Here is a 16638-nt window from a genome sequence, read left to right on the forward strand (position 1 = left end):
CGTATACAAAAATTTTTGTAACAAATCTCCTGTCATATGTATTGTTAATCTTTTTTTGAGGTGATTCTCCTATGGAAGCAATGATTGAACGGTGTGCTGGCTTAGATGTACACCAAGAAACAGTAGTAGCCTGTGTGTTATTTGGTCCATTAGATAAAAAGCCAAAAACCTCTATTGAAACTTTTTCAACTACAACAACGGGACTCTTGGCTTTAAGTGATTGGCTCGCTACCCTTCAGGTATCCGATGTTGTGATGGAAAGTACTGGAGTCTACTGGAAACCAATATGGAATATACTCGAAGATTCTTTTCACCTTGTTCTTGCCAATGCCAGACATGTCAAAAATGTTCCAGGGCGTAAAACTGATGTGAAAGATGCCGAATGGCTTGCCAAGCTTTTAAGATGCGGACTTATTGAAAGCAATTTTGTTCCACCAGAAAATATTCGTGATTTACGAGATCTTACTCGTTATCGAAAAAAATTGATTCATCATCGCACTTCAGAGCAGAATCGCATTCACAAAATTCTTCAAGATGCTAATATCAAGCTAACATCCGTATTATCAGACATTTTTGGTGTATCGGGACGCCGTATCCTTGAAGCGATTCTAAACGGCGAAAAAATAGAGACCGATGGTCTCCGAAAAATGGTGGATTGGCGAACAAAAGCAAGTATTACTGACATTGCCCATGCAATTAATGGTCGTATTCGCCGTCATCACCGTGATATGTTGCGTTACCATTGGGATCATATGAGTTATTTAGAAAAAGCCATAGAAGAATTGGAAAAACAAATCGATCAACTCCTGTCCCCCTATCGTAAGGAAGTAGAATTATTGGATGGTATACCTGGTGTGAACAAAGCTGCCGCAGCTACTTTTATTGCGGAGATGGGCGTTGATATGTCCGTATTTAAGTCGGCTAAACATCTTGCATCTTGGGCTGGTGTGAGTCCCGGAAATTACGAAAGTGCTGGTAAAAAAAAACGAGTAAAACCACACAAGGAAATAAAGCATTAAAAACGATGGCCGTAGAGTGTGTATTAGCGACATCAAGGCAAAATAACCGAATTGCTTCACATCGAAAAAGGATTACTAAACGACAGGGGAAAATGAAGGGACGAATCGCATCTGCCCATTTACTATTAACGATTGCTTACAACATCTTAAAAACAGGAGAACCTTATCATGAACTAGGCTCAAATTACCTTGAAGAAAAACAAATGAACAAAGAATTAAAAATGATCGAATACCTAAAAAAGAAAGGCTATACAATCGCTCCATCTGAACAACAAACTGCATAACCAGTTAAATAACGACATAGTACATTTACCCCCATCAAAAAAATGAGAATATGGAGGGTTTATTTTAGCATGGCTTTTTTACTATTGTGTTTTCATACAAAAAAAGCGATCCTGCTTAAGTAAGACTCGCATATGTTACGTTCATATGACACGAGTTGTTAAATAGCACCTATACCTTTTTACCACAGCTCCTGAAGCTTATCCAGCAGGTCGTCGAGGCGGTAAAATTGCAAGGCACATCCTTGAACTATACCCATTCCCATTACTTGCTGAAGCCCCTCGACTGAAGCGAATCCAGAACGCATGATGAGTTTTGTCTTACCCTCGTGTTCAACAAACGTCAACGTTACCAGTGTAACTGGCATACCGTCGGCTGCGTTGCCTTCTTCATCTGCAAACATGTCCGTTAAGACAATCTTCTCGGGTACGGTTATTTCTTGATAAACAGCTTTCCCCCAAGATTCTTGGTTATAAAATTCACCTTGGTTTTCACCTGTGCACGGCATGCAATAATGCCATAAGCCGTCAGACTTAAAATTAAACGCCCGATTTTCCGTTGCCATCCACTCGGTCCCCACCATCCAGCCAGTGCTCAGAAAAAACAAGGTCCCGCTGCCCGTCAAATATACGTTCCATGACGAGATCCCTCCCCTCTATACTCGTTGTGATGTTATTAGTCACTTTGTTATCAGACATTCCCATTCCTCCTTCCTATTTTCGTAATATGATATTCCTTCTATTTCGTCAAAATGTCAGTATTCCCCTCCCAAATAATCATTCAAGTGACCGCAGCTACAAGATTAAAAAAGGTTAACCAGTAATTACTGGTTAACCTTTTATACGAACGGGCAATCAATATAGGGACTCTATTACAATATTTTTTCATTTTCTATGTTCGTGTTCGACTCTGCTTTCTTAGCCAATTTAAATTTATAGAATAATATACAGGCTACCAAAAATCCTATTCCATAAAACAGTCCAACTCTTTGAGTGGGGTCAAAGGCAAGGAATACTAGAATCAGCGAACAAAAGCCTAAACAAAACAACGGGACGAATGGGTAAAACGGTACTATATATTGTAAGTCTTCCGTTTTGCCACCCGCTTTAATAAATTTCTTTCTAAACATATATTGCGATAAAGCAATTCCCATCCATGAAATCGTGACGGAGATACCCGCTATGGACATTAGTATCACGAACACAGTATCCGCCGCAATGAAGCTAGTCAATAACGAGAGAAGCGAAAAGCATATTGTAAAAAGAAGGGCATTCAAGGGCACTTTCCTTTTGGACAATAGACCAAACACTTTTGGTGCCATCCCATCATGGGCCATCGACCAAAGCAACCTTGTAGATGCATAAAGACATGAATTCCCCACTGAAAGAATGGCTGTTAATATAATGAAATTCATGATACCTGCTGCATAAGGAATCCCCGCTATCTTCATCAAAGTTACAAAAGGACTTTCCAATAAACCTAATTCCGAAGAAGGGAATATGGCGGAAAGGATGATAATGGATGAAATGTAAAAAACAATGATTCTAAATAGTACGTTTCGAATGGCTTTAGGAATGTTTTCTTCAGGTTTTTCACTTTCACCTGCCGCTATTCCTATAAGTTCTGAGCCTTGATAAGAAAATATTACATTCATCATTGTCACAAAGATAATTGTAATGCCGCCAGCTGGAAATAGACCAGAAGGTGCCAAATTCTCGAAGAATGGGGTTGGACGATCAGATAAAGAGACAAAACCAAAGATACCAGCGATTCCAATCAAGATAAACAAAATCACTGCAACGATTTTTATTCCAGCGAACCAATATTCTGCCTCTGCAAAACCTCTTGTCGTTAATGCATTCAATGTAAATAAAAGCACTATGAACACCGCACACCACATCCAGGTAGGACTATGGGGGAACCATTGTTTCATCAATATTCCTGCTGCCGTAAATTCAACTCCTGCAGTTGCGGCTGAGCCTACGAAATACATCCATCCTAGAGAGAAACCTGCGGAAGGCCCAATATATTCGGCAGCATATTTTTGGAATGATCCTGTAACCGGCATATGAACGGCTAGCTCGCCAAGGCAGACCATGACCATATACAAAATAAGACCGCCTGCTAGATAACCGATCAGGGCTCCTCCTGCCCCCGCTTGGTTAATCGTATAGCCAGCATTTAAAAAAAGGCCTGTACCAATTACGCCGCCAAGTGAAAGCATAAATAAATGGCGTCTTTTCATTGAGCGTTGCAGCTGATCATTATTCTCCAGTCCATACCCCATATAATCACGTCCTTATTTTATCTATTAGCCTATGCCTTCTTCCAAAACATCTTAGAACCTCAATGAGAGACAACTAAGGCCGCCATCTTGTTTTTGAAATTCAGTCATTTCCACTTCAATCACTGTGTATCCCAATTCTTCAATCTTTTTCTTTGTACCCTCAAACCCTTTCGGGACAATAACGCAGTCGTTCATTCTGACGCAGTTACCGGAATATTCTTCTTCCTCTTTTACGATGATTTGATTAAAGCTAGAAAAAGCCTCATGATTAATGAATTCTCCTGCCACTAATAAATTATTGTCTCCCAGATAATTGACACCCGTTTTTAAATGAAAGAATTTCTTAAGGGGAATGATGGTCGTGCCATAACCATACTTACCCATGATATCTTTGAACTGCAGAGCACCTGCTTCATTCGTTCTGGTTGAAAGGCCAACATAGAAGTGATCCTCAACTTGCATTACATCCCCGCCATCTAACATACCTGGAGATTGAATATATTCGATTGTGTCATAAAAGTCCTTTAAAACTTCTTTCATTTCATCAATCTCACCATTCCGGCTTTCTGCTCCAGGATTGGTTACAAGGGCACATTTGGGCGTCAACACCGCGGTATCTTCTACAAACGTGGAATCAGGATACCTCTCATCCGATTCGAGAACGGTCACTTTCACACCGCATTGTTTTAATGCTTCTACATAAGCCTCGTGTTGTACAAGCGCTTTTTCATAATTCGGGTTTCCTAAATCTGATGTTGTTAAGCCATTTACAAAACTTTTTCCAATCTTTCTTACAATCGCGTGATTAAACATATATATTCCTCCTAAATAGGTTGCTTATTTTTTAAAATGTGGGAAATTCACCTTTTTGAAATGAATTTCCTTTTTGACCTTTTTGCTGTTCAAGCAGTTGCTTAACTATGACAAAAGCGAGAGAAAAGACAACCGAAAGCCTTACTTAACTAAAAGGGGTGTCTCTTCTTAATCCATGCTTTCTCTATTATTTTGATGACCGCATAATTTTTCCGCTATTCCTACAAAATATCTTACTCCATACCCTAAAGCCTTCTCATCGATTTTAAATTTAGGATGGTGCAAAGGATAAGCTTTTCCAAACTCATGATCATGGACGCCTAGAAATTGCATGGAAGAGGGAACGATTTCGGAAAAAGCCGAAAAATCTTCTGTCCCAAACATAGGATCATCAACTTGGATGATATTATTTTCCTCAAAAATACCTTCCATGACCGTTCTTGAAATATCAACGGCAGCTTTATCATTCACCACCGCTGGATACCCTAAATACCAAGTGACTTCACATTTTGCCCCATGCGCTTCTGAAATCCCCTTAACGATTTGCTCTAGATACTCCCTAGCTTTCACTCGGCTATCAGCGTCCAAGGAACGAATGGTACCGCCGATTTCTGCATATTCAGGTATGACATTGAGCGCACTTCCGGAATGGAATTGGGTGACTGAAATGACAGGTGTCCTAAGAGCTGAAATTTTTCTGGAAACGATATGTTGAATATTCGTCGTTATTTCTGCACCAATGATAAGCGGATCTACCGTTAATTCCGGAGTCGACGCATGACCGCCTTGCCCTATGATTTTAATTTCAAAATCATCGGCTGCTGCACAGAATACCCCTTCCCTTAAACATATGGTTCCTGTTCGTTCATAAGGAGTAACATGCAATGCAAATGCATAATTCACTCCTTCCATGACCCCTTTTTTCACCAATTCCTGAGCTCCTCCTGGCAGAACCTCTTCGGCGTGTTGGAAAATGAACCTGATTTCTCCATTAATCTCGTCTTTTTTCCCGGAGAGGACTTTTGCAGCACCTAATAACATCGCAGCATGTGCATCATGTCCGCATGCATGCATAACCCCTGGATTTTTTGATTGATATTCAATATCTGCTTCCTCTTCAATCGGGAGTGCATCAATATCTGCACGAAAGGAAATCGTATTCGATTTTCGGGGTGATTTTTTTGCGCCTTTGAGAACCGCTAATACACTCGTTTCGGTAGGTCTTGTCACTTCTAATCCTGTAAAGGTTTTTAATTTCCTATAGATGAATTCGGAAGTCTGGTGCTCCTGATACGAGAGCTCCGGATTTTCATGAAAATGACGTCTCCATGAAATCACTTCATCCACAACTGTCTCCTGTATTGTCTTCATCAAAAATGCCTCCCTTATCACTTAGTGCCAATATTCAGATTTTTTAGATCTTTAAAAGGGGCCATACTGTATGCTTTGAGCAATGATCAGAAAGATAATCGCTACGGCAACCTGAATCAAAAGATAAGGAAATACCCATTTTACCCATTTCGTAAATGATATGCCGGCCACTGCCAGTCCAGCCAATAGCACTCCAGAAGTCGGAAATATCATATTTGAAATCCCATCCCCTAATTGAAAAGCTAAAACTGCCGTTTGTCTTGTCACACCCATTAAATCCGCTAATGGAGCCATGATCGGCATCGTCAATGCTGCTTGTCCGCTTCCTGAAGGAACAATGAAGTTAAGGAATAATTGGACAATGAACATTCCAATTGCATTTATGGCGGGAGGAAGCTGCTCAACCAATCCTGCAGCATAATATAAAATGGTATCAAGCAATCCGCCACTAGTAATGATGACCAAGATTGTCTGAGCAACACCTATTATCAATGCCCCGGAAACCATATCGCCTGCTCCTGAAATAAAACCATTAGCCATCTTGGACGGAGTCAAGCCTCCGATTAGGCCCATTATGATCCCGCTTAATAAAAACAAGCCGCCAATTTCACTTATATACCATCCTAATTTAATAACTCCATATACTAATAGGATGAAATTCACCAATAAAATAATTAAAGCAGCGCTATGTCTTTTGCTCATCCTAAAGTTTTTATCAAGTTGTCCATGTTCTTCACGCCTGAATTTCCCATACTCCCCCAGTTCAGGGTTCCTTTTAACCTTCATTGCATGAAAATAGATGTACAATACTGTAACGATATAAAAAACTGCAAGAAGAGCGATCCGCAATCCCATTCCCGAATACATGGGCAATTCTGCAATGCTTTGGGCAACTCCAACATTAAATGGGTTCGTAATGCCCGAAATGAATCCAGTCGCCAATGTTCCAAGGATGACGATCGCAAAACCAGTGAGTGCATCAAAGCCTAATGCGATTGTCATCGGAACAATGATGGCGATATAAACTAATGCATCTTCAGCAGAGCCGATCAGTGTCCCTAATGATGCGAAGATTAATATCATCAACGGAATAAGCAATTTTTCTTTTGTTCCGAATCGGACAGCCACAAACTTAATGAAAGAATCCAGTGCTCCTGTTGCCTGCATGATTCCCAGTGCTCCGCCAAACAAAAAGACGAACAAGATAATTGACGCTCCTTCAATCATCCCTGCATGAATACTGCTGAACATTTCCAATAATCCCACAGGTGTTGATTCTACGAATTCAAAAGAAGTGGGATCGACTACACTTCGGCCATCCTTTTCAATTCTTTCATATTGGCCTGCTGGTAAGATATAGGTTAGAACCGTCACTATCACAATTACGATAAACATTAATACAAAAGGATTTACCCCTTTTTCCGGCAACTCCGTTAGTTGGTTAAGTGGTTTATTATTCTGGTTAAGCGGCTTGGAAGTGATTGGACCATTAGGAAGGTCATTCATCTTAATACCCCCAGTTAAAGTTTAATGCTATTAATCCAGTTTTCCTGTCGGACCATCACTTCTCAACCAAACACTTAAACATACTCTTTATTAACTTCTCAAGCAAAACGGGCGTATGGACAAAGGCGCTATCGATGTGAAGGCGCTCAGTACGCTGATGGGCATCCTTGCCGAATGGCCCCACATTAAGTACGGGTGCCTGAAGTTTTTGCATATCGGCAAAAGGAATGCTGTAAGTATCGCCCCAGACTGGTGTATTTTTTTCAAAAGCCGTCCAGCCGTCAGAATCATCAGTATATTGAACATAGCTTAAATCGCAAAGGCCATTAAAATAATGAATTTGGCTGACTTCTTCATCAAACTTTCTGGCAGTCTCCTTCATTAATTTCACAGATTCGATGATAAGCGGATCATCGGACGAATTGACGGCTGGATAATATGGCGGTGCGAACAGCAATACAATGGCGGGTGATAGCTCCTGACATTGTATCATCAATTTTTCAGCGATCCGCACTGATTTTTCACGTTCATCCAAATCCTTGTTTCCTTTAACTTCACTCTTTATTTGCTCAACAAAACTCCCGCCAAATTTGCCCTCGGCATATGAAAGTAACTTTTCGTAGCGCAATACTTGTACTTCGCCCACACCTTCAATTTGTTCACGCAGGCATAGTTCTTTATAAGATTCATTGCATTTCATCGCTGCTTCGTTCGCAACCTGCTCGAATAGATCCATTATTTCTGCAGCTGTTCTTTTCATGATGAACACATTATAAAGCGCGGCTGCCCGATAAGGTGTCTGTGTTGAATATTGTAGTTTTAGATCTTTTTGCTGAAGCGATACTGGTAAAGGTGTTTCCTCGCCAAGGTCACTTTCCAGAAAAAGAGTGTTCCACTCCATGAGCTGCGTGAGAAACGAGGCTATATAGTTAGCGGTTATGCCCTTTAATGGCTCACCTACATGAGTTTCTTTCCCATAAAAAAGGGCAGCGGGCATGATTTTCCCCAAAGTTCCGGAATAAATATAATGATTATTATCACCCGGTTTCTGTGAAAAGGACGGTTCACTATTAAAAAACATTTTATAGGAAAGGTCATATTTATCCCGTAAAGCCACAAGTTCTTTAACTGCAGCCCTCATTCCCGCAGAATTCACTTCCTCATCCGGAACCGTTAACAGCAGGAGATTGATCGGCCATTGTTCGATGCTTGCCTTTTCGATGATAGCCATATGAAGGGCAAGCCCCATTTTCATATCCATCGTTCCTCTACCAAACAAGTACTTTCCTGATTCCAGATCAATGCGCGCTTCTTCCGGCAGATCATCTTTCCTATCATGAAGTTTTTTCGTGAGCTCCTCTGGTTGAAATGCAAGAGTCTCAAGGTCACCGTATTCTTCAGTATGAACCGTATCAAAATGGCTAATTAATACTACGGTCTCCTTGCTATCGGGATGTTTATAAAAGGCATTGACAAAATTCCTTCCTAAATCTGCCTCATGAAGCGATAAGTGTGCCGGGTTCCTTTTAAAATAATCAAGCTCCCTTAATTTCTCTTGCACCTTATAAGGGAACATTCGCTCCCCTGGTGTAAGAGTCCGGCTTTCCCAGCTAACAAGTTCACACAACAAAGCACGGAGCGTTTCTGGAGTATCCCATAGTAATTGAATCATTTCAATCCCCCTTCATCAATATTTCTACGCACCACCGGGCAGGTTAAACAGGTAGGACCTCCAGTGCCCTTGAAACTGATTTCAGTTCCTTTGTACTCATAAACTGTCGCTCCCGCATCAATTAACTTTTGCTTCGTGTAAGCGTTACCAGAAGGTATCACGCAAACCCGCGGAGCTATGGCAAGCACATTACACCCCAAGTTCAAGTACTCATCAATCGGCACTTCGATAAGCTGAATGCCTCGTTCAATAAGCAGTTTTCTGAAAAAGACAGGCATAAGGCGGGAATGAACTACCGCTAAATCATGGTCGACCATGCTGATGAAAGACATGAGATGGAGACACTCTGCCTCTCCTTGATCATGCGGAAGCTGAACTACGATGAATTCATCCACAAGATGTGCGGTCATTTCCTTTAATTGCCGAATGGCTTCAGCGTTTGTACGATAACCATGCCCGACAACCAAGGTCTTATCATCAAGCCAAACGATATCACCGCCATCCGCGACCGCATCACCCGTTAAATACCCAATGATCGGGATGTTCTTTTCCTTACAGTATTCCTTGTATACAGTCGCTTCAGGCTGCCTCGATTCTTTCCCCGACTTTAAAATAATGGCCCCTTGGCTAGTGAATTTGACTGGGTCATGCGCATATAAGGAGTCAATTCCAACTACCGAAGATGCTGGCAAATAATCGATGTTTGGGACATATTTCTCCAAAATGGATATAAAGTCACCATACTCTGTTAGCGCTTCGTTGAAATCTGGCTCTTCCAAAAAGTTGAAGTTCTCCCATGTTTGGCTTAAATGCTCTTGACTAATAAAAGCTTCTTTCGGATGTTTTACAATGACACGTTCCAATGGTTTGTACATGGACGAACAAAATGTCACTGCCTCCCCCTCCTTTTCCGCATAGCGGAAAACGTTTCCGCCAATAGGAATTTTTCTTTTATTATAAATTTAGTTTTGGTATAATGTCAATATGTTTTAAATTTTCAAATAAATTAACTTTTTATTTAACTTGTATGGAAAGATAGGTGGTTTTTATATGCAATCAATCGACCGCGCCATGAACGTTATAAAGGTGCTGGTATCCAATTCTTCGGAAAACTGGCTGTCAATTACGGAACTTTCCCAAGAATGTGATCTTCCTGTCAGCTCCATGCATCGTTTGTTAAAGGCAATGTCCTTGCATGGATTAATTCAACAGGACGGGCAATCCAAACAATATGGTTTGGGGAATATTTGGCTCGAATATGGTTTACGCATGTATGACAAAATGGATTACATTAGTCAAATAAGACCTGAACTCGAAAGGCTTATGAACAAAGTGGAGGAAAGCGTCTATCTAAGCCAACCAATCGGGATGGAATCACTCGTTATCGAAAGGATCGACAGTGAAAAGAGCCAAATCCGGGTTTATGACCAGCTTGGCTCACGTGTACCTATGCATATCGGGGCTGCCAATAAAGCGATGCTCGCCTATATGCCATATAATCAAACAAAAAAAATCATAGATGCTCTTCTGCCAACTAAAGAAAGAGCAGCTTTTTGGGATATATTGCAAGAGACTAAAACGAAGGGACATGGGATCAGTCACAGTGAAAGAACAGAGGGAACCTGTTCTGTTGCCGTACCGATATTGAACCATTTTGGGGAAGTTCACGGTGCGGTGAGCATTGGTTTTGTCAGTTTTAACCTGACAGATGAAAGACTCGATTTCCTCATTAAGAATGTGATGGAAACTGGGAATCGGGTTTCTGCAAAATTGTGGTATAGGGGACCATGATAATAAGAGAGAAGTGGAGGATTATCGGATAAAACAAAAAGAAGATGAATCATATCATCTTCTTTTTGTTTGGCTCTTTTCGTAAAGATTGTTGTTTTTAAAACAAAACTATTTTAGGTTGATTGGAGCGGAAGTGCGAGACTCCTGCGGGAGCTGCGGGACAGGTGAGACCCCACAGGCGTTTACGCCGAGGAGGCTCACCGCCCGCACCAAGGAAAGCGAGCGCCTGGAGGGGAAATCAACCACACTGCACTACTTCGTAAATAGCAACAAAGTATGCGAAAACAGCCTTTCGTTTTATATTAATCGCTGCCGGTCACAAATAAATCTTCTTTAAAATAGGCGAGGACCTCGCCGGCCACCACTGGTTCGCCCTCCAATACCTCCAAAGTTTCTATTTTCCCGCTGACACCAATATCAATGATTTCCACACTTCCATCTGCCTTCTTAATCTGAAATAATTGTTCCCATTCGTAAAATCTCGAATTTTTGGATATTGAAATTTTTTCAATCCTGCCATCACAAGGGCTAAGAATCACATCAACGTACATTTACATCATTCCTTCCTTCAGTATTCTTCAAAATGAAATGGGGTTTGTAAAACTAACCTTAGAAAGTTTTGGAACTCAGATATATCTTCTTGTTCAATGCCAAGGGTCGGAGCCCAGTACTGATCTAAATTAATATCATTGGCACAAAGCAGGATCATTCTTCCGCTTTGCATGGAAGTCACCATTGCTTTACCGAAAAACTGGGCCGAATATACAATGGTTACATCATATCTATAATCTTGTGACAATAAGCAATAATGATGAATAGCCTGGTTTTCTTTATTTTCGGAAAGAATATCAAAATTCAACGGATTGCCTCCTTTCTTGTAAACCCTAATTCGTTCAGAACCTGATCCACCCCCGAAGCTGGGATGCTTCTGCTATTTTGCGAATCCCTTCAATATAAGCAGCCACTTTCATGTTCACGGAATATTTTTGTGAAGTATGGTAGACATTCAAAAAGCTGGCCGTTATCTTTTCCTTCAATCGTTCATCTACAAGCTCTTCCGTCCAGTAATAACCTTGATTGTTTTGACACCATTCAAAATACGAGACAATTACCCCTCCAGAATTCGCCAAAATATCCGGGACTAGCACTATACCTTTATCATCGAGAATCTTGATCGCTTCCTTTGTCGTCGGCCCATTTGCTGCTTCAATCAGGATTTCACATTTTAGTCGTTTTGCATTATCCTTATTCACCACTCCGCTAATCGCTGCGGGGATCAGCACATCACACTCTTTTTCCAATAATTCTTGATTGGATAATGAATCTTTGTATAAGTTCGAAACGACCCCAAAAGAGTCCCTGTTCTCCAAAAGGTAAGGAATGTCCAATCCATTCGGATCATATAAACCTCCAAGTTCATCCGCTATTCCGACAACCTTTGCCCCCATTTCATGTAAATACAATGCTAAATGACTGCCGACATTCCCGAATCCCTGGATGATTACCCGCATGCCTTCAATGGGAATCCCCTTTAAATCACAAATCATTTGAAGTGTATATAATACGCCCTTGGAAGTGGCTTTTTCCCTGCCCTTCGATCCTCCTAATCTCAGAGGCTTTCCTGTAATGAAGCCCGGTGAATCGAATTCCCTGATGTGATCATATTCATCCAGCATCCATGCCATGATTTGGGAATTCGTATACATATCTGGTGCAGGGATATCTTTTGTAGGGCCCACTATTTGACTTACTGCCCTGACATACCCTCTGCTTAATCGTTCAAGCTCAGATGAACTCATCTGTCTCGGATCACACACAATGCCGCCTTTTGCCCCTCCGTATGGAAGATCGGTTATTCCGCATTTCAAGCTCATCCATCCGGCCAATGCCTTAACTTCTTCAGGAGTGACATCCGGGTGAAACCGGATTCCCCCTTTCGTTGGACCGGCTGCATCATTATGTTGAGCACGATACCCTTGAAACATCCTTGTCTCGCCATTATCCATTTGAATAGGAATACAGACTTCCAGAAAACGCATTGGCGCTTTCAAAAAATCAAAAACCTGCTCTGGATAGTCCAAAACATGAATCGCTTCTTTTAAGATATCCTGGAATTCTTGCAGTGGATTATCCAATTGACGTTTTTCAATAACCTTAATTTCCTCTGACATTTTAGCACCTCACTTTTATTCTTATTACTTATTAAGCAACTTTCATGCCAGCTGTGAGGATATTGTATGAATGGCACCATACCGCCATCTGTCCTCACCCAAATCACACATACAATCATCAGGACATATGTATTAATTCATAAGCAATTCAGATTTGCATATGTAAAAATGATGATTAAATACAAAAAAAAAAGCACCAGATAAATGTATAAACATTCATTGAGTGCTCTTTTTTTGTTTATCCTGAAAAAGAAAGTGTTGACCTGTAGCAGATGCCAAATGATGGTACAAATCTAATCCACGGCAGTCAATCCTAGGACTGTTAAGCTTAAAAAAATACTCAAAATATATATTGAAACTTCTATTTTCCAACCAACAGGTTTAACTCATCTACAAACCTTTTTGTGATAATTTCCGGGCGAGTAATGGCCGTTCCTACTACGACTGCAAAAGCTCCACTTTCAATAGCTTTTCTAGCATGATCTTTCGTATGAATATGCCCTTCAGCGATGATGGGGATATTTAAGGCAGAAGAGAGTTTTCGAATAAGGTCATAATCAACCTCCTTCACGTATTTTGTTTCCTCTGTATACCCACACAATGTGGTTGATATTATATCAGCACCGAATTTTTCTGCGATTAGTCCCTCTTCAAAAGTCGCACAATCTGCCATCACTAAAATATTGGGATGCTCACTATTGATTTTACCTATGATTCTTTCTACCGTTTCTCCATGGGGGCGCTTTCGTTGAGTCCCATCTAATGCTACGATTGACGCTCCAGCCTCAATAATGCTTATAGCACTTTCATAGGTAGGAGTAATATATACTTCACATTCTTCGGTCCATTGCTTGTGAATACCTAATACAGGCAATTTTGTTACCTTTTTAATCGCTTTAATATTTTCTGGCCCGGTAGCCCTAATACCAACTGCGCCTCCCTTTTCTGCAGCCTTGCTTAATGCGCCCATGATTTCCGCCCCATACATCGGCCATCCCCTTCTAGCCTGGCACGAAACTATCAATCCATTCTTAATAGATTCCAGTACGTTTTTTTTATCCATAATTACCACCTAAACAACCCCCAAGAATTTACCAGCTAATCCTACCATAAAGCAAAGGAGGATTAACCAGTAGATAGCTTTTTGATATTTAAGTAATGCCCATAAGAAACCAAGTGTTAAAAGGAGCGGTAAAAGCCCAGGTAAAATTGAATCAAGAAGTTCTTGTAAATTTATTTCTTTTCCACCAAAGTTCCATTTAGCAGCCACGGCCACTTTAACAAAATTCACTACCATTGATCCTGTTACCATTAATCCTACAATGGTAGCTCCCTGAACAAACTTATTTAACACATCAGAGTCTTTCATTTTAAGGATGAGGCTTATCCCAAACTGGTACCCATAGACAATACCGTAGTAACGAGAAAAAATATTGAGCAAGACGTTTGGCACAATAAATATAATGGGTCCAAGTGAATTTCCATCCAACGCCAAACCAGCGCCGATTGCAGCAAAAATGGTCATAAAAGTTGCTTTAAAAACAGAATCGCCAATTCCAGAGAGCGGTCCCATCAATGCGGCTTTCGTAGAAGAAATTGTATCGGATGTGATGGGATTACCTTGTGCCCGTTGTTCTTCAAGTGCAAGAGTAACACCTATGATGGCATTGGAAGTATACGGATGGCAGTTAAAAAATTCATTATGACGAACAACCGATTCTTTTAAATCCTGATTAATTGGATATAGTTTTTTGAGTGCCGGCAATATCGCATAGCAGAATCCTAAACTGCCATAACGCTCATAATTTATAGACGTCATACTGAAGAAAGTGCGGAAGAATGTTTTCATTAAATCTTTCCTTGTCAGAATCGTCGTTTTAGCTGTACTCTTGCGGGAGGAATCACGGGAAGTTCCACTATCATTTCCTTTCGTTCCCACTGCTGTAATGCTGACCGCGATTCCAAGACCCAAAAAGGCTATCGAAAGTACATTTAGTTCCAAGTAGACTGCCAGAACAAATCCAATTAGGAAAAATGACCAAAACTTCTTGAAGTTCATCATTTTCAGGAGCATGGCCATTCCAATTGCAGGTAGGATCCCTGCTGTAATCTTTAACCCTTCCATAAACCAAGAAGGCATTGAGCCTACGATATTATTTACAAATTCACTGCCAAAATAAACGGCTAAAAAAGTTGGAATGAACATCACTGTAAAAAAAACGATTATTCCAAAAAGGTGAAGCCGTTCTGCCCTTTTTAGATTTAGCTCTTGTAAAGCATTGTCTGCCCGATGCACTAGATAAATATTAAAGTTCCAAGCTAGCATGATTAAAAATTGTGCTAAAATACCGATTGGTAATGCCAGAGCAATTCCAACCTCAGGCTTCCCCCCAGCACTAATCGCGAAAATAGTCCCAATTAGACCAGCAATTTGTGCATTAGGAGGAACACTGCCTCCAATGGGCAAGACCCCCATAAACATCAATTCCACACTGGCCCCTACAATCAATCCAGTCTGTAGGTCTCCCATTATTAGTCCCATCAATGGCCCAGCAAAAATGGGACGGCTAATCATCCAATATCCATATCCATAATTTTCGGTCATGAGAATTGCAACAAAACCACTTAACAAAATCGCTGATATTAACTCAATTTCCACTTTTCCTCCCCCTTTTTACTCTGACTATCTTTTCGACCTTTAAATCTTGGTGAATAAATCAATCGATTTATCATTAGGAGAGGTTCTGATCTCACAAGGGATCCCGTGATCTCTAATCTTGAGAAAAATAGATTTATCTTCTTCATCCAAATAGACTGTTTTACTTATTTCCTGTTTTCCTACTTTATAGTACATGCCGCCTACATTTATAGAAGGCAGAATGATACCTTTTTCAATGAGAGATAAAAGGACTCGAGGACTTTTTACTACAATAAACGTTTTTTCCTGATCAGACTGCTCAACCAGATATTTGACTGCATCTTCGACAGAAAGGATAGCATGTCTTTTCCCCGAAGGTACTGCCAAGCTTAGTAACAAATGTTGTGTAGGGTCGGTTGCAACCCTATCATCAATTACAATAAATTCTGTGACTTGATAAGCAACACTCCATGAATAAGCAACTTGCCCATGTATGAGTCGTTCATCGATACGGGTAACAACGATACTCATTACAATTCCTCCTTTATGGGGTTAACTGTAGAGTTTATATAGCTAATACTCATAGAGGTATTAGCTATAAGCTCTTCGGGACTTACAGGTGAAAGGCAAGATTCAATAACTAAACCTAAATGAAAACCAGCGATTACTTGTACCCGGCTATCTTTCAACACTTGAAGTGTAGCTGCATTGCATGGGGTACCCCCTTTAATATCTGCCAGAATGATTATTTCTTTGTACCAATCCAACAATTGATTGACTGCCGATTCCAGTTCTCTTGCAAATGAATCTAACGTTACTTGATCATCCATGCTCAATGCAAAGAGTTGCTTCTGTTTCCCTGCTATAAGCTCTACACAGTCTTTCATAGTCGAAGCTAAATTCCCATGACTTACAAGTAAAATGGCCCGATTCAAACTATCTCCTCCTTATAACTTATTTTTTGAATATTCACACAAGTACATCTTATTGAAAAAGAATTAAAAAATCAAGGTTTTATTAAAAATATAAGAAATAAAATTTCAATTATGGCATTTTTTTTTGCATTATGTGCAAAAAACATTTCATTT

At 40.4% G+C, this 16638-nt stretch carries 18 protein-coding genes; 3 read left to right on the forward strand and 15 right to left on the reverse strand.

What is annotated here, in order from left to right; genetic code table 11:
* The first annotated feature begins 71 nt into the window (after positions 1–71).
* Complete coding sequence (locus AC0VX1_RS15695; RefSeq protein WP_475467703.1) at positions 72–1019, forward strand: IS110 family RNA-guided transposase; 948 nt, start codon at positions 72–74, stop codon at positions 1017–1019.
* A gap of 92 nt (positions 1020–1111) precedes the next feature.
* On the forward strand, positions 1112–1303 hold the full coding sequence (locus AC0VX1_RS15700; RefSeq protein ID WP_142398305.1) for a hypothetical protein: 192 nt from the start codon (positions 1112–1114) through the stop codon (positions 1301–1303).
* A 179-nt stretch (positions 1304–1482) separates the two neighbouring features.
* Here the strand turns inward: AC0VX1_RS15700 and AC0VX1_RS15705 are convergent, their stop codons facing one another.
* The 8 genes from AC0VX1_RS15705 to AC0VX1_RS15740 all read right to left on the reverse strand — a co-directional run bounded on the left by AC0VX1_RS15705 (position 1483) and on the right by AC0VX1_RS15740 (position 9825).
* Positions 1483–1884 carry an SRPBCC domain-containing protein gene (locus AC0VX1_RS15705; protein WP_413022484.1) on the reverse strand — a complete coding sequence of 134 codons (402 nt, stop codon included), beginning with the start codon at positions 1882–1884 and terminating at the stop codon, positions 1483–1485.
* A complete protein-coding gene (locus AC0VX1_RS15710) occupies positions 1841–1999 on the reverse strand; it encodes a hypothetical protein (RefSeq protein ID WP_413011144.1) in 159 nt (52 codons plus the stop codon). The genes AC0VX1_RS15705 and AC0VX1_RS15710 overlap by 44 nt, the downstream gene beginning before the upstream one ends.
* Before the next feature lie 173 nt (positions 2000–2172).
* A complete protein-coding gene (locus AC0VX1_RS15715) occupies positions 2173–3588 on the reverse strand; it encodes an amino acid permease (RefSeq protein ID WP_413022485.1) in 1416 nt (471 codons plus the stop codon).
* Between the two features lie 51 nt (positions 3589–3639).
* Complete coding sequence (locus AC0VX1_RS15720; RefSeq protein WP_098186360.1) at positions 3640–4401, reverse strand: dimethylarginine dimethylaminohydrolase family protein; 762 nt, start codon at positions 4399–4401, stop codon at positions 3640–3642.
* A gap of 168 nt (positions 4402–4569) precedes the next feature.
* Positions 4570–5772: an amidohydrolase gene (locus AC0VX1_RS15725; protein ID WP_475467888.1), complete on the reverse strand. Its 1203-nt coding sequence runs from the start codon at positions 5770–5772 to the stop codon at positions 4570–4572.
* 51 nt (positions 5773–5823) lie between these two features.
* A complete protein-coding gene (locus tag AC0VX1_RS15730; protein WP_475471806.1) occupies positions 5824–7167 on the reverse strand; it encodes a YfcC family protein in 1344 nt (447 codons plus the stop codon).
* Positions 7168–7333: 166 nt separating this feature from the next.
* Complete coding sequence (locus AC0VX1_RS15735) at positions 7334–8950, reverse strand: M20/M25/M40 family metallo-hydrolase (protein ID WP_475467889.1); 1617 nt, start codon at positions 8948–8950, stop codon at positions 7334–7336.
* Complete coding sequence (locus AC0VX1_RS15740; protein WP_475471808.1) at positions 8947–9825, reverse strand: dimethylarginine dimethylaminohydrolase family protein; 879 nt, start codon at positions 9823–9825, stop codon at positions 8947–8949. The genes AC0VX1_RS15735 and AC0VX1_RS15740 overlap by 4 nt, the downstream gene beginning before the upstream one ends.
* 175 nt (positions 9826–10000) lie before the next feature.
* Between AC0VX1_RS15740 and AC0VX1_RS15745 the strand changes: the two genes are divergently transcribed.
* Complete coding sequence (locus AC0VX1_RS15745; RefSeq protein ID WP_475467891.1) at positions 10001–10741, forward strand: IclR family transcriptional regulator; 741 nt, start codon at positions 10001–10003, stop codon at positions 10739–10741.
* 302 nt (positions 10742–11043) lie between these two features.
* On the opposite strand, the gene AC0VX1_RS15750 is transcribed toward AC0VX1_RS15745, so the two are convergent.
* From AC0VX1_RS15750 to AC0VX1_RS15780, 7 genes are all read right to left on the reverse strand, one after another.
* A complete protein-coding gene (locus tag AC0VX1_RS15750) occupies positions 11044–11292 on the reverse strand; it encodes a biotin/lipoyl attachment domain-containing protein (RefSeq protein ID WP_057277871.1) in 249 nt (82 codons plus the stop codon).
* Positions 11293–11309: 17 nt separating this feature from the next.
* Complete coding sequence (locus AC0VX1_RS15755; protein WP_034307765.1) at positions 11310–11600, reverse strand: SAV0927 family protein; 291 nt, start codon at positions 11598–11600, stop codon at positions 11310–11312.
* A gap of 34 nt (positions 11601–11634) precedes the next feature.
* Positions 11635–12912, reverse strand: a complete 1278-nt coding sequence (locus AC0VX1_RS15760) for a Glu/Leu/Phe/Val family dehydrogenase (RefSeq protein WP_053535500.1) — start codon at positions 12910–12912, stop codon at positions 11635–11637.
* Between the two features lie 361 nt (positions 12913–13273).
* A complete protein-coding gene (locus AC0VX1_RS15765; RefSeq protein ID WP_063577687.1) occupies positions 13274–13975 on the reverse strand; it encodes an N-acetylmannosamine-6-phosphate 2-epimerase in 702 nt (233 codons plus the stop codon).
* 9 nt (positions 13976–13984) lie between these two features.
* Positions 13985–15571 (reverse strand): PTS system mannose/fructose/sorbose family transporter subunit IID, encoded by a 1587-nt coding sequence (locus AC0VX1_RS15770; RefSeq protein WP_475467893.1) that lies wholly within the window; start codon positions 15569–15571, stop codon positions 13985–13987.
* A 39-nt stretch (positions 15572–15610) separates the two neighbouring features.
* The gene (locus tag AC0VX1_RS15775) at positions 15611–16081 is read right to left on the reverse strand and encodes a PTS sugar transporter subunit IIB (protein WP_106027840.1); all 471 of its coding nucleotides are present in this window, start codon (positions 16079–16081) and stop codon (positions 15611–15613) included.
* Positions 16081–16485, reverse strand: coding sequence for a PTS sugar transporter subunit IIA (locus tag AC0VX1_RS15780; RefSeq protein WP_063575813.1), 405 nt, complete (start codon positions 16483–16485; stop codon positions 16081–16083). Before AC0VX1_RS15780 ends, AC0VX1_RS15775 begins: the two co-directional genes overlap by 1 nt.
* Between the last annotated feature and the right edge of the window lie 153 nt (positions 16486–16638).

The organism is Peribacillus sp. QJM3NY_7, assembly GCF_056173225.1.